The following is a 19,180-nucleotide window of genomic DNA, read 5'->3' as shown; positions in this document are numbered from 1 at the left end:
CGCGCCCGTGGCTCAGGCCTTCTCCTTCTTGGCCTGCTCCTTCTCGGCCTTCGCGAGCGCGCTCCTCGCTTCCTTCTCCGCCTTCGCCGCCTCCGCGATCTGCCGCTTGGCGGCGGTCGCGTACATGTCGACGTACTCCTGGCCGGAGAGCTTCATGATCTCGTACATGACCTCGTCGGTCACCGCGCGCAGCACGAACCGGTCGTGCTCCATGCCCTGGTAGCGGGAGAAGTCGAGCGGCTTGCCGATGCGGATGCCGGGCCGCATCACCTTCGGGACGACCTTCCCGGGCGGCTGGATCTTCTCCGTGTCGATCATGGCGACCGGGATCACGGGCGCTCCGGTGGCGAGCGCCACGCGCGCGAGGCCGCCCGGCTTGCCGCGGTACAGGCGGCCGTCGGGCGAGCGGGTGCCCTCCGGGTAGATCCCGAACAGCTCGCCGCGCTCCAGCACCTCGATGCCGCTCTTGATCGCGGCCTCACCGGCGCCGCGCGCTCCGGAGCGGTCCACCGGGAGCTGGCCGACGCCCTTGAAGAACGCCGCCGTCAACCGGCCCTTGACCCCCGGGGTGGTGAAGTACTCGGCCTTCGCGATGAACGTGACCTTGCGGTCCAGGACCGCGGGCAGGAAGAACGAATCGGAGAACGAGAGGTGGTTGCTCGCCAGGATCGCCGGGCCCTCGGCCGGAACGTTCTCCAGGCCTTCCACCCAGGGCCGGAAGACGAGCTTCAGCGACCCCCCGACGGAAACCTTCATCACGCCGTACAACAACCGAGTGCCTCCTGTATGTGTCGAACAGACCTTAACCCGGAGGGCCGCGAACAGCCCGACGACCCTGGTCGGTGTCAGTGCCGTCGCGTACGGTGAAGCTCACCTGGAAGTCTCGGGAGTCGTTCACACCCTTCTCACGAACAGGAGACCGACCGTGCCGGTCCTTCCTGGAGCCGAGCCGTACCGCCACGAGGGCGGGGAGGTGGGGGTCCTCCTCTGCCACGGCTTCACCGGTTCCCCGCAGTCGCTGCGCCCATGGGCCCAGTACCTCGCCGAGCACGGCCTGACCGTCTCGCTGCCGCTGCTGCCCGGGCACGGCACGCGCTGGGAGGACATGCAGGTCACGGGCTGGCCGGACTGGTACGCGGAGGTGGACCGCGAGCTGCGCGCCCTGCGCGAGCGGTGCACCCGCGTCTTCGTGGCCGGCCTGTCCATGGGCGGCGCGCTCGCCCTGCGGCTGGCCGCGCGGCACGGGGACGCCGTCGAGGGCGTCGTCGTGGTCAACCCGGCGAACAAGGTGCACGGGCTCGCCGCGCACGCCCTGCCCGTCGTGCGCCACCTGGTGCCGGCGACCAAGGGCATCGCCAGCGACATCGCCAAGCCGGACAGCACCGAGCTCGGCTACGACAAGGTGCCGCTGCACGCGGCGCACTCGCTGCGGAACTTCTTCCGTCTGGTCGACGGCGAGCTGCCGCAGGTCACGCAGCCCCTGCTGGTCCTGCGCAGCCCGCAGGACCATGTCGTGCCGCCGGCCGACTCGGCGCGCATCCTCAGCCGGGTGTCGTCCACGGACGTCACCGAGATCCTGCTGGAACAGAGCTACCACGTGGCGACGTTGGACCACGACGCGGACCGCATCTTCGCCGAGAGCCTCGCGTTCATCGGCCGGCTCGCACCCAGCTTCGGCAAGGAAGGGACGGCGGCAGGTGGCTGAGCACGGCTCGGAGCGCGAGGAGCGCGAGGAGTTCGAGGGCCGGGGCGGCCGGGAGGAGGGCGAGCCCCAGGAGCAGAGCGTGCCCTTCGACGAGGAGGCCGCCTGGAAGGCGATCATCGCCGCCTACGGCGAGGAGCCGCCGGACCCGCCGGGCACCAGGCCGTTCCGGTCCGTGGAGGACCTGGCGCTGCTGGAGCCGGCCGCGGACGACGAGGGCGAGGAGAAGAAGCCGGCCCGGCCGCTCGGCAGCTCGATCGCCTTCGCGCCCGGCGTCGGCCCGCGTGACTACACCGCGGCCGAGCCCACCGACGACGACTTCGACGAGGACGACGAGGGCCACTTCGTGCCGCCGGAGCCGCCGCCGCTGCCCGAGGCGGACGCCACGGCGAAGTTCGCCTGGCTGGGCGTGATCGGCGGCCCGCTGCTGCTCCTGCTGGCGGTGCTGCTGCGCTGGGACATGACCTGGTGGCTGACGACCCTCGCCGTCGGCGGCTTCCTCGGCGGCTGCGTGACCCTGGTGATGCGGATGCGCACGGACGACGAGGACGACGGCGACCCGGGTCGCGGGGCCGTCGTCTAGGCGGTGCTGTCGGCGGGGATCCTGAGGGCGGCCAGGACCGGGAGGTGGTCCGTGGCCGCCCTCAGATCCGTCTGCGTGACACCGGGAAGGCCGACGGGCACGCCGCAGCCGAGCACCTCGATGCCCTTCGTGGCGAAGATCGCGTCGATGCGCTGGTAGGGGTCGGCGGGGGTCCAGGTGTTCTCGCCGCCCCAGGGCGCCACCGCGTGGCAGTCCTGGAGGCCCTCGGCGACACGGCGGAAGGCGGGGCCGTCGGGGCGTTCGTTCAGATCGCCGCCGGCCACGACGTGTTCCACACCGAGCGAGGCCAGCCGGTCCAGGAACAGGCCGGCCTGCGTGTAGCGCTCGTCGTCGTCCAGGGACAGGTGGCAGCTGACGACACCGAGGCGGACCCCGGCGAAGCGCACCACCGCCGTGGCCAGACCGCGGCGGTGCAGTCCCGGGGTGGGCGGGAGCAGGACATCCTCGGTGCGTTCGACGGTGGCGCGCAGGTCGCACAGGATCGCCGGTCCCGTGGTCGTGGCGCCGCCGGTGAGGATCACCAGGTCCGTCGCACGGGCCAGACGGGCGAGCTTCTTGCGCCAGCGGAAGAAGCGGGGGGCCTCCTGGATCAGCACCAGGTCGGGGGCGCAGGCCCGGATGACGCGGGCGAGGGCGTCGGTGTCGTCGCGCATCGAGCGGATGTTGTAGCTCAGGACGCGGATGAGGGCGGAACCGTCGGGCTCGGTGCGGGAGTTGGGGAGCAGCGGGGTTGCCATGCCGTCCATTTAAGCGGCTCGCGGCGTCGGGGGCGCCTCATGACTCGGGGCGCGAGGTACGTGCGCGACTGCCGGTTCGTCGTGGCCGGTCGCGCAGTTCCCCGCGCCCCTCGGGTGGGCACAGCGGCCGTTCGTCACATGATCGGGTCGGGCTCGCGGGCCAGGTCCGCCGCGCCCACCAGGCCCGCCTTGTTGCCCAGTTCCGCCGCGCGGACCTCGGCGACCGGGCGCCAGTTGCCGCCGACCAGCCAGCGCTTGTACGACTTGCGGATCGGGTCGAGCACCAGCTCGCCCTCGTCGGACAGGCCGCCGCCGACGATGAAGGCGGACGGGTCGAAGAGGGAGGCGAGGTCGGCGAGGCCGGCGCCGACCCAGCGGGCCAGCTCGCGGTAGGAGTCGACGGCGACCTTGTCGCCCTGCCGGGCGGCGACGGAGATGTGCTTGCCCTCGATGCCGTCGGGGGTGCCGTTGCCCAGCCCGAGCAGGATCTCGGCGCGCTCGGGGGTGGCGTTGGCGCGCTGGCGGGCGTAGCGCACGAGGGCGCGGCCGGAGGCGTACTGCTCCCAGCAGCCCTGCGAGCCGCAGCCGCACAGCAGGCCGTCCGGCACCATCCGGATGTGGCCGAACTCGGCGGCCACACCGAAGTGGCCGCGGCGCAGCTTGTTGCCGATGATGATGCCGCCGCCCAGGCCGGTGCCGAGCGTGATGCAGATGACGTTCCGGTGGCCCTTGCCGGCGCCGAACTTGTACTCGCCCCACGCGGCGGCGTTGGCGTCGTTCTCCACCACGACCGGCAGGCCGGTGCGCGCCTCGACCTTCTCCTTGAGCGGCTCGTTGCGCCAGTCGATGTTGGGCGCGAAGTAGACCGTCGAGCGCTGCCGGTTGACGTATCCGGCGGCGCCGATGCCCACGCCGACGATCTCGTGCCCCGCGCGTGCGCCCTCCACCGCCGAGGCGATGGCGTCGATGATGGCCTCGGGCGTGGTGGGGGTCGGCACCTTGAAGGTCGAGAGGATGTTGCCTTCCTCGTCGACCACGCCGGCCGCGATCTTCGTGCCGCCGATGTCGACGCCGATGGTGAGTCCCATGAATCCCTCAGTTTCGGTCGAGCCCCGCTACGGCCAACGGTACCCGAGGCGTTTGCCCTCGGGTCGCCGTCGTCCGCCCGGTGGACCCGGCGTCGTCCGGGGTGGGCGCTCAGTCGAGGTCGATGCGCTGCCCGGGGCCGCCGTCGTCGTCGCCGCGCTCCCGCGGGTCGGTCAGGTCGCTCGCGCGGGTGGTCCAGCGCTTCTCCTGGGCCTGGACGGCGGAGCGGTAGGCGGCGAGGAGCTCGTTGCCGGCCGCGGCGAGGTGGTCGAAGACGTCCGGGTTGCGTTCGATGACCGGTTCCACGGCGGCCTTGGCCTGCTCGACGACCTGCCGCACCACCTGCTGAGCGGCCGGCCCGGCGACCGCGCCGAACAGCGGTGACTGGATCCCGGAGAGCTTCTCGGCGACCGCGTCGACGAGCTTCTTCAGCTCCTCGGCGGCCGAGCCGGGCGGCGTGCCGCGCTCCGCGCGGCGGCGGGCCCTCTCCTCGGCGAGATCCTCGGCGCAGGCGGTGGCCCAGGCGTCGGCGTCGGCGGCGCGGGGCTCCTCGCCGGCCTTCTCCTGCTCACCGGCGCCGGACGGGGGGCGCTCTTCGCCTTCGCTCATGACGCACTCCTGACTACGGCTGGTCCTTACGACGTTACCCGAACGGCGGTACGCGGCTCAGCGCTCACGCGGCCACAGCGCGGGGTCCGGCGCGAACCGCACCCGCAGCTCGCCGTCGCGCAGGGCCGCGCCGTCGACGGTGCAGCGGCGCAGCGCGGAGGGCAGCGGGACGATACGGCGGAAGGGGCCGGCCGTGACGACGAGTTCGTCGCCGCGCCGCACCAGGTCGAGTTCGTCCCGTACGGCGCCGGGCAGCGGCAGGTGCCAGGCGAGCACGCCGTCCTCGGCGATGCGGTCGGCGACGGGCCACTCGACGGGGGTGGGCGCCGGGTTGACGTCCGGGGCGGTGAGGGCGGCGAGGTCGTCGGTGCCGCGCGGGTCGCGGCCTAGGTGGGCGATCTCGTGCACCGGGTGATGGGCCTCGCGCCACTCGTCCAGCGCCTTGCGCTGCTGGGCGACGGGGCCGGCGAGCCAGGGACCGGCCGTGTCCTCGGGCAGCACACGGTTGGCGACCAGGGACTCCACGGGCAGGGCGCGCAGGGCGAGGCCGAGGGTGGCGGTGCGCAGGGCGTCGGTGCCGGCCGGGCCGGGTTCGGCGACGAGGCGTACGGCGGTGTGCCGGTCGGCGAGGACGGCCTCGACCGCGGCCAGCTCGGTGTCCCAGCGGGCGGCGGTGTCGTACAGCCACTCGGCGGGCATGGGGACGCCGGCCAGCCGGCCGAGGACCGGGCGCAGGGCGCGGGCGGCCTGCCGCTCCGGCGGGAGCAGCCGGCGCAGGTAGCGGCGCAGCTCCTCGGGGAGGGCGAGCAGGGCGAGGGCCTGCGGGACGGGGGGCAGGTCGACGACGAGGAGGTCGTGGGACTCGGCCAGCGCGGCGTCGCGCAGGGCGCGCAGCAGGGTGAGTTCCTCGGCGCCGGGCAGCGGGGTGACCTCCTCGGGGTCCAGGCGGGAGGCGCCGAGCAGGTCGAGGACGTTCGAGGCGCGGTCCTGGAAGCCGGTGAGGTCGTCGCGGAAGCCGGCGGCGGCGTCGGGCCGCCAGGCGGTGAGGTGGGGCGCGACCGGGGTGGGGGCGGGACCGGTGGGGGTACCGAGGACGGCGCCGAGGGTGTCGGTGCGGTCGCCACTCAGAACGAGGGTGCGGGTGCCCTCTTGAGCGGCGGCGAGTGCGGTGGCGGCAGCGACCGTCGTACGGCCACTGCCGCCGGGCCCGGTGATCAAGAGGGTACGCATGAGGCTGAACGGTAGTGGACGCCGCGGGTCGGCTCCGCCGGCGACTGTGCCGACCTTAAGGGGCGCGGGGCGGTGAACCTATGCGGCTCCGCCGCGTGGGCGCGACCGGCCACGGACGACCCGCAGCCGGCGGACGGCAGAAGCGCCCCTCAGTGGCCGCTACCGACCCGACTCGACCCGCTTCTTCAGGCCGGCCAGGGCCCGGTCGATGATGACCTTCTCCGCCTTGCGCTTGATCATCCCCAGCATCGGGATCTTGACGTCGACGGTCAGCGAGTACGTGACCTCGGTCGACCCCGCGCCCACCGGCTTGAGCAGGTACGAGCCGTCCAGCGACCGCAGCATCTGGGACTTGACCAGCGTCCAGGAGACTTCGTTCGCGCCGGTCCAGGTGTACGCCAGCGTCTGGTCGTCCTTGATCGCGCCGGCGTCCATCACGAGCCGCACCTGTTCGGCACGGCCCGCGTCGTCGGTCTTGAGGACCTCCGCCTCCTTCACCTCGCCGGTCCAGTCCGGGTAGCGCGCGAAGTCGGCGATCACCGCCATGACGTCGGCCGGGGCCGCCTCGATCGTGATGCTCGAACTGGTGTGTTCCGCCATCGTCGTGGCTCCTCCAGATGCGGGCCGGTACAGAGAGGTAACAGGTGCGGTGTGAAGGCTACCGCGCCCCCGACCAGCCGCCTTCACCGCCGGTCACCACTCCAGCGCCCACGGCTTCCCGCTCCCGGCGAAGTGGCCCACGTTCACGCACTCGGTGGCCCCGATCCGCATCCGCTTCACCAGCGGCTGGTGCACGTGCCCGAACAGCGCGTACCGGGGCCTGGTGCGCCGGATCGCGTCCAGCAGCGCCCGGCTGCCGCGCTCGAAACGGCGCGCGACGGTGTCGTAGACGAGCTCCGGCACGTCGGGCGGGATGTGGGTGCACAGCACGTCGACCTCGCCGACCGCCTCGATCTTCGCGGCGTACTCCTCGTCGGAGATCTCGTACGGGGTGCGCATGGGCGTGCGCAGCCCGCCGCCGACGAAGCCGAAGGTCCGCCCGCCGATCTCCACGCGCTCGCCGTCGAGCACCCGCGTGCCGGGGCCGGCGTACTCCTTCCACAGCGTCGGCATGTCGACATTGCCGTAGGTGGCGTACGTCGGCGTCGGGAACGCGGCGAAGAGCTCGGCGTACTGCCGCCGTACCGCCTGCTCGATCACCGCGGCGCGGTCGCCCTCGATGCCCGCCCACAGCCGGGCGCCGAGCTCGCGCGCCTCCTCGAAGCGGCGGGCGGTGCGCAGCGCGACGATGCGGTCGGCGTTCTCCACACCGAACAGGTCGGGGAAGATCCCGCGGGAGTGGTCGGCGTAGTCGAGGAAGAGGACGAGGTCGCCCAGACAGATCAGGGCGTCGGCGCCGTCCCCGGCCTTGGCCAGGTCCCGGGCGTTGCCGTGCACGTCACTCACCACATGAACGCGTGTCCTGCGCCTGCCGGCCGGTGTGGATGACATGGCGATCAAGCGTAGGCGCAGCGGTGCACTTGTGAACAGTGGCAGCCGGACCTGCGGTTACTGGCTAGTCAGGAAAGCGGTGGACTACTGTGCGCGAAGGAACACCAATCTGTGTGACGCAGCGAACATCTCGCCGGGACCCCCTGTCGAAGAAGCCATACCGGCGGGTAACGTCCGGGCCGTCCAGTCGTGCTCAGGATTTCAACCAGTGGGCTCCCCATCCTCCTGGCGGCCTCCCGAGCACCTGCCCGAGCCTTGGACCGCACCGTCGCATCACACAACGTCGTGGCGCCGGCGCCCTATGAGGAGCAGCAGTCTTGCGCGAGTTCAGCCTTCCGGCTTTGTACGAGGTCCCTGCGGACGGCAACCTGACCGACATCGTCCGCAGAAACGCCGCGCAGCACCCGGACGTCGCCGTCATCGCCCGTAAGGTCGCAGGGGCCTGGCAGGACGTGACCGCCACGGCGTTCCTGGCCGAGGTGCACGCCGCCGCCAAGGGCCTGATCGCCTCCGGTGTGCAGCCGGGCGACCGGGTGGGCCTGATGTCCCGCACCCGCTACGAGTGGACCCTGCTGGACTTCGCGATCTGGAGCGCGGGCGCGATCACCGTGCCGGTGTACGAGACCAGCTCGCCCGAGCAGGTCGAGTGGATCCTGTCCGACTCCGGCGCCACCGCCTGCGTCACCGAGCTCGACAACCACACCGCCGCCGTGGAGTCGGTGCGCGAGAGGCTGCCCGCCCTCAAGCACGTCTGGCAGATCGAGGCCGGCGGTGTGGAGGAGCTGGGGCGGCTCGGCCGGGACGTCTCGGACGAGACGGTCGAGGAGCGCAGCTCGCTGGCCAAGGCCGACGACCCGGCGACCATCGTCTACACCTCCGGCACCACCGGCCGCCCCAAGGGCTGTGTGCTCACCCACCGCAGCTTCTTCGCCGAGTGCGGCAACATCGTGGAGCGGCTGCGTCCGCTGTTCCGCACCGGCGAGTGTTCGGTGCTGCTGTTCCTGCCGCTCGCGCACGTCTTCGGGCGGCTGGTGCAGATCGCTCCGATGATGGCGCCGATCAAGCTGGGCTGCGTCCCGGACATCAAGCACCTCACCGACGAGCTGGCCGCCTTCCGGCCGACGCTCGTCCTCGGTGTCCCGCGTGTCTTCGAGAAGGTCTACAACTCGGCGCGCGCCAAGGCGCAGGCCGACGGCAAGGGCGCGATCTTCGACAAGGCGGCGGACGCCGCGATCGCGTACAGCAAGGCGCTGGACACCCCGGCCGGCCCGTCCTTCGGGCTGAAGATCAAGCACAAGGTGTTCGACAAGCTGGTCTACAGCAAGCTCCGCGCGGTCCTCGGCGGCCGCGGCGAGTACGCCATCTCCGGCGGCGCCCCGCTCGGCGAGCGCCTCGGCCACTTCTTCCGCGGCATCGGCTTCACCGTGCTGGAGGGCTACGGCCTGACCGAGTCCTGCGCGGCGACCGCGTTCAACCCGTGGGACCGGCAGAAGATCGGCACGGTCGGCCAGCCGCTGCCCGGCTCGGTGGTCCGCATCGCCGACGACGGCGAGGTGCTGCTGCACGGCGAGCACCTGTTCAAGGAGTACTGGAACAACCCGGGCGCGACCGCGGAGGCGCTGGCCGACGGCTGGTTCCACACCGGTGACATCGGCACCCTCGACGAGGACGGCTACCTGCGCATCACCGGCCGCAAGAAGGAGATCATCGTCACCGCGGGCGGCAAGAACGTCGCCCCGGCCGTGATCGAGGACCGCATCCGGGCGCACGCGCTGGTCGCGGAGTGCATGGTGGTGGGCGACGGACGGCCGTTCGTGGGCGCGCTGGTCACCATCGACGAGGAGTTCCTGGGCCGCTGGGCCGCCGAGCACGGCAAGCCGGCCGACGCGACGGTGGCGTCGCTGCGGGAGGACGCGGATCTGCTGGCCGCGATCCAGTCGGCGGTCGACGACGGCAACGCGGCGGTGTCCAAGGCGGAGTCGGTGCGGAAGTTCCGGATTCTCCCGCACCAGTTCACTGAGGACTCGGGGCATCTGACGCCGTCGCTGAAGCTGAAGCGGAACGTTGTGGCCAAGGACTACGCGGACGAGATCGAGGCCATTTACTCGAAGTAGGGGCGCCTTCTGGGGTGCCGGGTTCTGTGCGTGGGTGGCTTTCCGTTGTTCGTGGCTTGTCGCGCAGTTCCCCGCGCCCCTTTGGGGCGCGTCGCACTACAGCAGCGTTTTCAAGTTCTCCGCCAGTAGGTCCCAGCGCCACTTTTCCTCGACCCATCGGCGGCCCCGCTCGCCCATCCGGCGGCGGAGGTCCGCGTCTGCGAGCAGGGTGGTGATCCGCTCCGCGGCCTCCTCGGGGGAGCCGCCGTGCACCACCCAGCCAGTCTCGCCGTCCAGGACCGCGTCGGGCGCCCCGCCGGAGTCGCCCGCGACCACGGGCAGGCCGGTCGCGGAGGCCTCCAGGTAGACGATGCCGAGCCCCTCCACGTCGAGCCCGCCCCGCCGCGTGCGGCACGGCATGGCGAAGACGTCGCCGGCACCGAAGTGTGCGGGCAGGTCGGACCAGGGCACGGCTCCGGTGAAGACGACCGAGTCGGACACGCCGGTCTGAGCGGCCAGCCGGCGCAGCTCCTTCTCGTACGGCCCGCCGCCGACGATCAGCAGCACCGCGTCCGGCTCGGCGGCCAGGATCCGCGGCATGGCCTGGATGAGGGTGTCCTGCCCCTTGCGCCGCACCAGCCGCGAGACGCACACCACGACGGGCCGGTCGGTCAGGCCGAGCCGGGCCCGCACCGCCTCGCCGCCCGAACCGGGGTGGAAGGTCTTCTCGTCGACGCCGGGCGGCAGTTGCACCATGCGCGCGGCGGCCTCGGGGGTGAGCGCGCCGGCGATCCGGGAGCGCGTGTACTCGCCGAGGTAGGTGATCGTGTCCGTGGCCTCGCCGATCCGGCGCAGCAGTTGGCGCGCGGCGGGCAGCTGGGCCCAGCCGGCCTCGTGTCCGTGGGTGGTGGCCACGATCCGCTCGGCGCCGGCCCTGCGCAGCGCCGGCGCCATCAGACCGAGCGGCGCCGCCGCCCCGAACCACACCGACGTGCATCCGTGCTCGCGCAGCAGCCCCACCGCGCGCCGGGTCGCCCCGGGCGTCGGCAGCAGCATCGTCGTACGGTCGCGTACGACGGTGAAGGGCTGCTCGGCGTCGAAGGCGGCGGTCGCTTCGGCGCCCTCGCGGCCGCGCTTCCAGGTCGACGCGTAGACGACGAGCCGCTCCGGGTCCAGCCGGAGCGCCATGTTGTGCAGGAAGGACTGGATGCCGCCCGGCCGGGGCGGGAAGTCGTTGGTCACGATGAGGGTCTTGTGCATCGCCGCCGACCCTACAAGAGGCCCTGTCTGTGGCACGGGGCCGGTCGGGCACGCCATCATGTCCCATCGGACAGTCATGCGAACGGCAGGGGATCACGTGAAGACGACGGGCGCCAGGTGGTCCCTGGCCGGACTGCTCGCCGTATGGGCGGTGACCCGGCTGTTGCTGCTGCTGTTCGTCTTCCGGGTGTTCGTCTTCCCCGGCCCGGACGTGACCAGCGACGTGTGGGTGATCTACCAGGGCTGGTACGACGTCCTGCGTGGCGGAACGTTCCCGCTCCAGGACGTCACCTGGCAGTACCCGCCCGCCGCCGCGCTGGCGATCCTCTCCCCTGCCGCGCTGCCGTTCCTGGGCTACGCGCACGCCTTCTTCGTGCTGGCCTTCCTCGCCGACGCGGTGGCCCTGGCCCTGCTGGTGTACGCGGGCCTGCGCCCCGGCAAGTCGCTGTGGGGGCCCTGGGTATGGGTGGTGGGCGTCCCGTTGCTCGGCCCGACGGTGTACGCGCGCTACGACGTGATGGTGACCGCGGTGGCGGTGGCCGCGCTGCTCGCCGGTGTCCGCCGGCCGCGGCTGATGGGGGCGCTGGCGGCCTTCGGGGCGCTGCTGAAGGTCTGGCCGGTGATGCTGCTGCTCGGCGTGTGGGGCGGGGCGAGACGCCGTGCCTGGACCACGGCGGCGGCGACCGCGGCGGCTCTGGCGGCCGTCTTCGCCGTCTGGATGCCCGGCGCCTTCGCCTTCCTGACCTTCCAGCGGGACCGGGGCACCGAGGTGGAGTCCCTCGGCTCGCTCGTCTTCCATGTGGCCCGGCACTTCGGCTGGGACGGGCAGGTGCTGCTGAACTACGGCTCGGTGGAGTTCCTCGGCCCCTACGTCGACGTCGTCAGCACGGCCGCGCTGGCGCTGACCGGGGCGGCGTTCGCCTGGCTGCTGCTGTGGCGGGTGCTGGCGTCGGAGTTCAGCCCGCACTCGCTGGCGGACGCGGCCCTCACGGCGGTGCTGCTGTTCACCACCACCAGCCGGGTGATCAGCCCCCAGTACCTGGTGTGGCTGGTCGGCCTGGCGGCGGTCTGCCTGTGCTTCCGCTCGACCCGGATGCGGTGGCCGGCCGCGCTGGTGCTGGCGGCCACGCTGTTCACGGTGCTGGAGTTCCCGGTGCACTTCGGGAACGTGGTCGCGAGTGACGGTCTGGGCATGACGCTGCTGTTCGTCCGCAACGGCCTGCTGGTCGCCGCCACGGCCACCGCCGCCGTCCTGCTGTGGCGCTCGACGGTCCCGCCGGCTCCGCGCAAGCCCGTCCCCGCTCAGGCCGCCCGCACCATGGAGACCCCGGTCTCCTCCTGAGCCGGGGCGCGCGCCAGCAGCACCGCCACCGCCGCGCACTGCACGGCCATCGCCAGCGCGAGCGCCAGGCACACCCCGGGCAGACCGAGCCTGGCCAGCGCCCACGCGAGCGGCAGCTGGACGGCCGTGCCGGCGAGGGTGACCCTGAGCAGCGCGGGCGCCGCGCCGCCGCCCTCGAAGACCCCGCCGAGTGCGATGAAGCAGGCCATCAGCAGCAGATAGGGGCCCACGCAGCGCAGGAAGAGCACGCCGTCGTGGGCGACCGCGGGCCCGGCGCCGAAGGCGGCCATGATCCACGGGGCGGCCAGGGCGAGCAGTGCCCAGGCGGCCAGGCCCACCGCCCCGGACACGAGCACGGCCTGCCGGCCGATCGCCCGGCGCGCGTCGCGGCCCTCGCCGCGGGTGTGCGCGGTGTGGATGGAGGCGGCCTGGCGGACCGCGTAGAAGGCCATGGTCGCCACGTACATGACCTTGTAGGCGATGGCGTAGGCGGCCACCGCCGTCACCCCGATCCGGGCCACGATCGCCACGAGGACGAGCGCGCCGGTCTGCCGCACGGTGAAGTCGGCGGACATGGGCAGCCCGGTGGTCAGCGTCCGCCGTAGGGCGGCCGGGACCGGCTCGGCGGCCGGTATCGCGCGGGCCGTGCGCAGCAAGGCGTTGCGGCGCAGCGCGACGAGGCCCACGGCGAGGGCGGCGCAGCGGCACAGGACGGTGGAGGCGGCGGCGCCCCGCACGCCGTCGAGGTGGATGAGCAGCGGGTCGGCGGCCAGGATCAGCCCGTTGGCGAGCAGGGCGAGGCGCATCGGGGTGCGGGTGTCGCCGGTGCCCTTGAGGATGCCGTCGACGAGCTGCTGGGCGAAGAAGACGGCGACGCCGGGCAGGGAGACGGCGAAGTAGGCGGTGGCGAGCGGCAGAGCGGCCCCGTCGCCGCCGAGCACCAGCCGGGCCAGCGGTTCGCGCAGCAGGAGCCCGGCCGCCACGACCACCGGTGTCACGACCGCGCACAGCGCCCAGCCGCCCCGTACGGCCGAACGGACGGCGCCCGCGTTCCGCGCGCCTCTGGCGTGGGCGACGAGCACGGTCGTACCGGAGGCGAAGACCAGGGCCACGCCCAGCAGCACGTTCTCGGTGTTGGTGGCCACGGCCACGGCGGCCACGGCCGGTCCGCCCAGCCGGGAGACCCAGACGGTGTTGATAATCCCGGCGGCGACCGAGGCCAGCAGCGAGAGATAGACCTGGTGGGCCAGTGCGATCAGCTGCCTGCGATGTGCGTCCACGACGTCCCCCTAGACCTGCATACCTCTAATCGAGGTATCTCGACCAGAGGTACCATGACGTCGAGGCCACCCGCAAGGAGGATTCGTGCTGGAGCTGTCGATCCTGGGCTTCCTCGCCGAGGAGCCGTTGCACGGCTACGAGCTGAAGGAACGCATCAAGGCGCTGCAGGGCCATGTCCGCCCGGTGAGCGACGGCGCGCTGTACCCGGCGATCAGCCGTCTGGTCGCCGCCGAGAAGCTCACCCAGCACACCGAGGAGGGCGCGAGCGCGGCCCCGCGCCGGGTGCTGTCCCTGACCGAGGCGGGCCGCGCGGACCTCATGGAGCGTCTGCGCCGGCCCAAGCAGGTGGAGATCACGGACCAGGTCCGCTTCAACACCGTCCTGGCGTTCCTGCGCCACCTGCCCGACCGCCGGGAGCAGGCCGCCGTCCTGCGCAGGCGACTGGAGTTCCTTGAGGAACCGTCGAGCTTCTTCTACCGGGACGGCACCCCCGTACGCGCGGAGGAGCCCGACGACCTGTTCCGTCAGGGGATGCTGCGCGTGGCGCGGGCGACGGGCCAGGCGGAACGGGCCTGGCTGGAGGAGGCCATCGCCGAACTGGACCCTCAGCCCAGCTGAACGCGCAGATACTCCCGCCACTGGGCGGTGAAGTCCTCCACCGTCACCCCGAGCACCGTCCGCAGGGCGTCCTCCACCGCGCCCGCGCGCTGCGCATGGGTGCCCACGGCCCGGTAGAACGCGCGCAGCCGCGCCTCCCCCCAGCGCTCGGCGATCATCCGGCAGGCCAGCCAGCCGCTCTCGTACGCCCGCGCCAGCCGCCCCGCGTCCCCGGCGAAGCCGAAGTCCCGGTCGGCCGGCAGCGCCGCGGGCACCTCGCCGTCGACCACGGCGCGCTGCAGCTCCGGTGCGGCCTGCGCCGCGCTGCGCCCGCTCCCCCGGTACCCGACCCAGTCGGCGTACCCCTCCGACAGCCACAGCGGTGTCGCGGCGTTGGTGGCACGTCGGGTGGCCACATGCGTCGTCTCGTGGGTGAGGACCACCTGCCGCCCCAGCGTGCCGAGCATGCCGTACGCGTCGGGATTGACGATGACCCGGTCCGCGGCCGCCTTCGCCGGGGCCCCGGTCTCCCCCGTCGTGACGGCGGCGATCCCGCGGTACGACGACGCCGGCGACCCGAGCAGCCGCGCCATCGCGTCCAGCGACCTGGGCACCAGCACCACCACCCGGCCCGGCCAGTCCGCTCCCCACGCGCCGGTCACCGCGGGCACCGCCCGGTCGGCGAGCGAGGCGTAGGCGCGCAGTTGCCCGTCGGACTGCCCGACGCCCATGACCAGGCTGTGCCGCCCGCGCACGACCCGCACCGCTCCCTGGTCCCACAGCTGTTCGGCGGACTTCGGCGCGGGCCGGTCACCGGTCACGTACCACTGCCCGTCCGCCGCCCGGGCCAGCCGCAGCGTGCGCCCCGCCGTCACCGGCGCCTGGTCGTACCCGCGCACCCGGTAGCGCAACTCGGCGTCGGCCACGGCCGTGTCACCGCTCTGCCGCACGCCGCTGACCCGGTACGACCACGACGACACCGGCACGGCGCTCACCTCGGCGAAGCCGGCCCGCGTCCCCGTGAGCGCGTACCCCGCCGCGTCGTGGTGCAGCACCGCCTCGGCCCGCAGGTCGAGCAGCCGCTGCACATCGGCGCGCACGCCCTCGGCGCGGGACCGGCCCGCGCACCCCACCAGCGAGGTGAGCAGCAGGCACACCGAGACGAGAACCGACACTCCCGACGCACGCCCTCGACCAGCCACCTTCCCGAGGGTACGGCGCCACGGCCCGGTCAGACCCTGGTCACCGACGAGATCGGCATCATGCCGACCGGGTCGTAGCGCACCGGCGCACCCGGGTAGGGGGCGTGGATGACGCGGCCGTTGCCCACGTACATCCCGACATGACTGGCGTCGGAACGGTAGACGACCAGGTCGCCGGGGCGGGCCTGGGACAGCGGCACCTGCCGTCCGGCGTACCGCTGTTCCTGCGAGGTGCGCGGCAGATGCACCCCGGCCCGCGCGTACGCCCACTGCATCAGGCCCGAGCAGTCGAACCCGGAGGGGCCGTTGGCGCCCCAGACGTAGGGCTTGCCGAGGGCCGCGCGGGCGGCGGCGACCGCGGCGGCGGCCCGCCCGGAGGCCGGTACCCCGCTGCCGAACTCGTCGCCCAGGCCGGGGATGGCGGTGCGGCCGGAGCGCGAGGTGCGCTCGTAGGCGGCGCGTTCGGCGTCCGGCAGGGAGTTCAGCAGCTGCCGCGCCCTGGCCAGCTTCTGTTCGACGGTCTTCTTGTGCCGGGCGACGGCCGCGCGGCTGCGCTCCAGTTCGGCCAGCTTGCGGGTGGCCTCGGCGCGTTCCTGGGCGACTTCGCGCAGGGCGCCCTGCAGTTCGCGCAGCTGCCCGGCCTGGTGGGCGGTGATCCGGTCGAGCACCGAGGCCTTGTCGAGGTAGTCGTCCGGGTCAGCGGACAGCAGCAGGGCGACGGCCGGGTCGAGGCCGCCGGCCCGGTACTGGGCGCCGGCCAGCGAACCCAGCGTCTCGCGCAGGGAGTTGACCCGCTGCTGCTGCCGGGCGATCAGGTCCTGGCTGTCGCTCACCTGCCGGCGCAGCGCGTCGGCCCGCTCGTCGGCCTTGTTGTACGCCTCGGTGGCCTGCTCGGCCTCCTCGTAGAGGCGGTCCACCTCGGCCCGGGTGTCACCGTGCGGGGCGGCCGCTGCCGGACCGGCCGACACGGCACCGAGGGCGGCGGCCGCGGCGGACAGCACACTGAGGGCGGCGCACGCGCCCCGGTCGAACCCGGAGACCGCGAGACGGCGGCGATGGGAACCCACGGGAGGCCGCGCTCCTTCCACTGGGGGACAGGACTGCTCCCCCACGGCTCGGCGACGCCGCGGACGGCGGTGGGCCGGGGGAAACGCGGCAGACAGTAGCCCCGCCACGGGGCGGCGGCCAAAGACCGCCGCGGGCACGGACGGTGACGCCCCGCCGCTGACGCAGGTCATCGGCGGGGCGTGGGGTCATTTCCCGTCACCAGGATTCGCCCGTTCGGGCGGCACGGCGTGTTGATCTTGTCAAGGCCGGGGTGTCCCGGCGGTTGACGCGAGGCTCAGATCCGGACGCCGAACTGGAACGGCATGTTGTCGATGGACTCGTAGCGCACGGTGGTGCCGGTGCGCGGGGCGTGCAGCACCTGGCCGTTGCCCGCGTACAGGCCGACGTGGTGCAGGTCGCCGTAGAACAGCACCAGGTCGCCGACCTGGAGTTCGCTGCGGGAGACCCGCATGCCGGCGTTCGCCTGGGCCTGCGAGGTGCGCGGGATGGAGACGCCGGCCTGGGCGTAGGCCCAGGAGGTCAGGCCCGAGCAGTCGAAGGAGGACGGGCCGGAGGCGCCGTAGACGTACGGCGAGCCGATCTTGGACTGGGCGGCGGAGAAGGCGGCGGCGGCACGGCCGGAGGCGGCCTTGGAGTTGCCGAGGTCGACGCGGCTGCTCGCGGAGCGGCTGGCACGGGCGTCCTCGGCGGCCATGGCGGCCTTCTCGGCGGCCGTCAGGGAGTTGAGGAGCTTCTGCGCCTCGGCGAGCTTGCCCTGGACTTCCTTCTTCTTCTTGCCCAGTTCGGTGCGGGTGGCGGCCAGGTCTTTGAGCTTCCCGGCGGCCTCGGAGCGCTCCTGGGCGAGCTGGCGCTGCTTCTCCTGGATCTTCTTCAGCGCCTCGACCTGCTGGCCGCTCAACTGGTCGAGCGTGGAGGCCTTGTCGAGGTAGTCGTCCGGGTCCGCGGAGAGGAACAGCTGGACGGAGGAGTCGATGCTGCCGCTGCGGTACTGGGCGGCGGCCGCCAGGCCTATGCTGTCGCGCAGCTCGTTGAGCTCCTCCTGGCCGCGCGCCACGCTGTCCTGGATGGTGGAGATGTCCTTCTGGAGCCTCTCCTGCTTCTCCTTGGCCCCGTTGTACTTCTCGGTGGCCTGCTCGGCCTCCTCGTAGAGCTTGTCGACCTTGGCCTTGACCTCGTCCTTGCTCGGCTTCTCGCTGGGCGCGGCGCTGGCCGCCTGCGCGCTGATGGCGACGGCAGCGGCGGCTGCGGTGGTCAGCACGGTCACACGTGCACGGCTCGGCTGCTTGGGTCGACGGTGGGACGCCACGGAGGCGAACTCCTTCTTGTGAGTGATCACCCGTTCGGAGGTTCGATGGCAGACCCTAGTGACCTTCTTGTGATCAGTTCAAATCCTCACAGCAAAAAATCCCGCCCCGCCCTGCAATCTTTACACACAACTCACCAGGCGTGACACGGGATTGACCGTCCGTTGATCATCACGGACACCAATCCGGGCATTAGGCCCGTGCGTTCACCTTCTAGGACAGTCGCTTGAGGAGTACCGCAGAAGCCACCGGCCGGGCACCGGCCCGCGCGACCCCGTCGGCCACCTCGCGGTCGGTGGAGGCGACGATGACCGGCCGGCCCGGCGGCTCGGCGCGCACCAGCTGGCGGATCAGCTCGTCGGCCGTCACCCCCGGCTTGGAGAACAGCACCCGCACCCCGCGCGGCGGCGCCAGCAGCACCGGCGCGACCAGCTCGGCCCCGTCGAAGACACAGGTGACCTCAGCGCCGGTCTGCGCGGCGAGCGCCGAGAGCTGCCCGAGCAGCCTCAGCCGCTGCTTCTCCAGCGGCATCTGCGGATAGCCGGTCTTGGTGACGTTGTAGCCGTCGACGACCAGATGCACCTGCGGCAGCGCCAGCAACTGGTCCAGGATCGCCGGGTCGTTCTCGGACAGGGCACGCGCCGCGATGTCCTTCGGCGTCATCCGGCCCGGCTCCACGGCGTCCACGGTCTCGGCCGGGCGCACGGACACCGGCGGCAGCGCGAGTTCCCGCCGAAGCCCCTGGGTGGCGTCCAGCAGGGTGTCCAGCAGCAGCCGGACCCGCATGTCCTCCACGCTGCGGCCCTCGCGCGCCGCGCGCCGGGTGGCCTCCAGGGCCGCCTCGGCCTCGCCGAGCCGCGCCTTGAGCCGCCGCGACTCGCTGTCCGCCGCGGACACCTGCGCCTGCCCCTCGGCACGGATGGCCTCGGTCTCGGCCTGCGCCTTGCGCAGCGCCGCCTCGCCGCGCTTGACGTCGCTGAGGGCAGCGCGCAGCTTGCGGTGAAGCGATTCCGCTTCCTTGCGGGCCTGATCCAGCTCGGCGCGCAGCCGCTCGATCTCGGCCCGGTTGTGCTCCTTGGCCTGGGTGAGCTGCTCGCGCAGCCGCTCCAGTTCGGCGCGGCTCTCCTCGTCGGCGCGCTCGGCGTGGGCCCGCTGCGCCTCCTCGCCGGCCGCGGTGACCAGCTTCACCCAGCCCGTGGGCCGCAGCACATAGGCCGCGGCCGCCACGTCGAGCGGGTCCGCGGCCGGGGGCGGGGAGCCGGAGTCCAGGGCGCCGGCCATCTCCGGTTGCGCCTCTCTGAACTTCTCGCCGATCCGCTGCCGGAACAGCGGGTCGGTCTCCAGCGCGGCCGCCATCGCGTTCCCGGCGAACTTGGCCCGCCGGTTCGGGGCGAACCGGGCGTACTGCCTGAGCTGGGCGGGCAGTTCGCCGAGGGTCAGCCCGCCGAAGCCGTCGGCGACGATCTGGACGACCTTGCGGCGCACACCGTCGGGCAGCGGACGGTCGAGCACCTCAGCGGCGCCGTCGCCCGGCCCCCCGCCTGCGGTCTCCACCATCCGTCACTCCTGTACCT

18 protein-coding genes are annotated in these 19,180 nt (G+C 72.8%); 5 read left to right on the top strand and 13 right to left on the bottom strand.

The features are described 5' to 3' along the window. Positions 1-12 precede the first annotated feature (12 nt). Positions 13-756: a 1-acyl-sn-glycerol-3-phosphate acyltransferase gene (locus C3489_RS16915; protein ID WP_103782662.1), complete on the bottom strand. Its 744-nt coding sequence runs from the start codon at positions 754-756 to the stop codon at positions 13-15. 169 nt (positions 757-925) lie between these two features. Between C3489_RS16915 and C3489_RS16910 the strand changes: the two genes are divergently transcribed. Then, positions 926-1,705, top strand: coding sequence for a carboxylesterase (locus C3489_RS16910; RefSeq protein ID WP_103782661.1), 780 nt, complete (start codon positions 926-928; stop codon positions 1,703-1,705). Further along, positions 1,698-2,285, top strand: coding sequence for a hypothetical protein (locus C3489_RS16905; protein WP_103782660.1), 588 nt, complete (start codon positions 1,698-1,700; stop codon positions 2,283-2,285). Before C3489_RS16910 ends, C3489_RS16905 begins: the two co-directional genes overlap by 8 nt. Here the strand turns inward: C3489_RS16905 and C3489_RS16900 are convergent. The 6 genes from C3489_RS16900 to C3489_RS16875 all read right to left on the bottom strand — a co-directional run bounded on the left by C3489_RS16900 (position 2,282) and on the right by C3489_RS16875 (position 7,417). Beyond that, entirely contained in the window at positions 2,282-3,043 is a 762-nt protein-coding gene (locus tag C3489_RS16900; protein WP_103782700.1) for an endonuclease/exonuclease/phosphatase family protein, read from the bottom strand. The two genes, C3489_RS16905 and C3489_RS16900, sit on opposite strands and share 4 nt — an antisense overlap. Positions 3,044-3,177: 134 nt before the next feature. Further along, a complete protein-coding gene (locus C3489_RS16895) occupies positions 3,178-4,131 on the bottom strand; it encodes an ROK family glucokinase (protein WP_103782659.1) in 954 nt (317 codons plus the stop codon). Positions 4,132-4,240: 109 nt separating this feature from the next. After that, a complete protein-coding gene (locus tag C3489_RS16890; protein WP_103782658.1) occupies positions 4,241-4,738 on the bottom strand; it encodes a DUF5304 domain-containing protein in 498 nt (165 codons plus the stop codon). 57 nt (positions 4,739-4,795) lie between these two features. Continuing rightward, positions 4,796-5,968 carry an ArsA family ATPase gene (locus C3489_RS16885; protein ID WP_103782657.1) on the bottom strand — a complete coding sequence of 391 codons (1,173 nt, stop codon included), beginning with the start codon at positions 5,966-5,968 and terminating at the stop codon, positions 4,796-4,798. Between the two features lie 159 nt (positions 5,969-6,127). Then, positions 6,128-6,568 carry an SRPBCC family protein gene (locus tag C3489_RS16880; RefSeq protein ID WP_103782656.1) on the bottom strand — a complete coding sequence of 147 codons (441 nt, stop codon included), beginning with the start codon at positions 6,566-6,568 and terminating at the stop codon, positions 6,128-6,130. 93 nt (positions 6,569-6,661) lie between these two features. Next, the gene (locus C3489_RS16875; RefSeq protein ID WP_181139706.1) at positions 6,662-7,417 is read right to left on the bottom strand and encodes a metallophosphoesterase; all 756 of its coding nucleotides are present in this window, start codon (positions 7,415-7,417) and stop codon (positions 6,662-6,664) included. Between the two features lie 359 nt (positions 7,418-7,776). On the opposite strand from C3489_RS16875, the gene C3489_RS16870 reads away from it, so the two are divergent. Next, positions 7,777-9,573: a long-chain fatty acid--CoA ligase gene (locus tag C3489_RS16870; RefSeq protein ID WP_103782654.1), complete on the top strand. Its 1,797-nt coding sequence runs from the start codon at positions 7,777-7,779 to the stop codon at positions 9,571-9,573. Positions 9,574-9,669: 96 nt separating this feature from the next. Here the strand turns inward: C3489_RS16870 and C3489_RS16865 are convergent, their stop codons facing one another. Then, positions 9,670-10,812, bottom strand: a complete 1,143-nt coding sequence (locus tag C3489_RS16865; protein WP_103782653.1) for a glycosyltransferase family 4 protein — start codon at positions 10,810-10,812, stop codon at positions 9,670-9,672. Positions 10,813-10,909: 97 nt separating this feature from the next. Between C3489_RS16865 and C3489_RS16860 the strand changes: the two genes are divergently transcribed. Next, positions 10,910-12,154, top strand: coding sequence for a glycosyltransferase 87 family protein (locus C3489_RS16860; protein WP_103782652.1), 1,245 nt, complete (start codon positions 10,910-10,912; stop codon positions 12,152-12,154). Here the strand turns inward: C3489_RS16860 and C3489_RS16855 are convergent. After that, positions 12,115-13,434: an MATE family efflux transporter gene (locus tag C3489_RS16855; protein WP_103782651.1), complete on the bottom strand. Its 1,320-nt coding sequence runs from the start codon at positions 13,432-13,434 to the stop codon at positions 12,115-12,117. The two genes, C3489_RS16860 and C3489_RS16855, sit on opposite strands and share 40 nt — an antisense overlap. Positions 13,435-13,519: 85 nt before the next feature. Between C3489_RS16855 and C3489_RS16850 the strand changes: the two genes are divergently transcribed. Continuing rightward, positions 13,520-14,053 (top strand): PadR family transcriptional regulator, encoded by a 534-nt coding sequence (locus C3489_RS16850; protein WP_103782650.1) that lies wholly within the window; start codon positions 13,520-13,522, stop codon positions 14,051-14,053. On the opposite strand, the gene C3489_RS16845 is transcribed toward C3489_RS16850, so the two are convergent. From C3489_RS16845 to C3489_RS16830, 4 genes are all read right to left on the bottom strand, one after another. Next, positions 14,041-15,234, bottom strand: coding sequence for a hypothetical protein (locus C3489_RS16845; RefSeq protein WP_103782649.1), 1,194 nt, complete (start codon positions 15,232-15,234; stop codon positions 14,041-14,043). The genes C3489_RS16850 and C3489_RS16845 overlap by 13 nt on opposite strands. A 29-nt stretch (positions 15,235-15,263) precedes the next feature. Continuing rightward, the gene (locus tag C3489_RS16840) at positions 15,264-16,301 is read right to left on the bottom strand and encodes a C40 family peptidase (RefSeq protein ID WP_103782648.1); all 1,038 of its coding nucleotides are present in this window, start codon (positions 16,299-16,301) and stop codon (positions 15,264-15,266) included. A 275-nt stretch (positions 16,302-16,576) separates the two neighbouring features. Next, a complete protein-coding gene (locus C3489_RS16835; RefSeq protein WP_103782699.1) occupies positions 16,577-17,608 on the bottom strand; it encodes an NlpC/P60 family protein in 1,032 nt (343 codons plus the stop codon). A 211-nt stretch (positions 17,609-17,819) separates the two neighbouring features. Continuing rightward, positions 17,820-19,163 (bottom strand): NYN domain-containing protein, encoded by a 1,344-nt coding sequence (locus tag C3489_RS16830; protein WP_103782647.1) that lies wholly within the window; start codon positions 19,161-19,163, stop codon positions 17,820-17,822. Positions 19,164-19,180: the final 17 nt, after the last annotated feature.

This window comes from Streptomyces sp. Ru71 (assembly GCF_002920535.1).
Taxonomy (GTDB): domain Bacteria; phylum Actinomycetota; class Actinomycetes; order Streptomycetales; family Streptomycetaceae; genus Streptomyces.
Note: the sequence above shows the minus strand (reverse complement) of the source record. Positions and strands in the feature narration are given on the sequence as shown.

Excerpts from the sequence above, each read along its gene's own strand:
- C3489_RS16915 (WP_103782662.1), bottom strand. The coding sequence starts at position 756 with ATGAAGGTTTCCGTCGGGGGGTCGCTGAAGCTCGTCTTCCGGCCCTGG.
- C3489_RS16900 (WP_103782700.1), bottom strand. The coding sequence starts at position 3,043 with ATGGCAACCCCGCTGCTCCCCAACTCCCGCACCGAGCCCGACGGTTCC.
- C3489_RS16895 (WP_103782659.1), bottom strand. The coding sequence starts at position 4,131 with ATGGGACTCACCATCGGCGTCGACATCGGCGGCACGAAGATCGCGGCC.
- C3489_RS16890 (WP_103782658.1), bottom strand. The coding sequence starts at position 4,738 with ATGAGCGAAGGCGAAGAGCGCCCCCCGTCCGGCGCCGGTGAGCAGGAG.
- C3489_RS16885 (WP_103782657.1), bottom strand. The coding sequence starts at position 5,968 with ATGCGTACCCTCTTGATCACCGGGCCCGGCGGCAGTGGCCGTACGACG.
- C3489_RS16880 (WP_103782656.1), bottom strand. The coding sequence starts at position 6,568 with ATGGCGGAACACACCAGTTCGAGCATCACGATCGAGGCGGCCCCGGCC.
- C3489_RS16865 (WP_103782653.1), bottom strand. The coding sequence starts at position 10,812 with ATGCACAAGACCCTCATCGTGACCAACGACTTCCCGCCCCGGCCGGGC.
- C3489_RS16830 (WP_103782647.1), bottom strand. The coding sequence starts at position 19,163 with ATGGTGGAGACCGCAGGCGGGGGGCCGGGCGACGGCGCCGCTGAGGTG.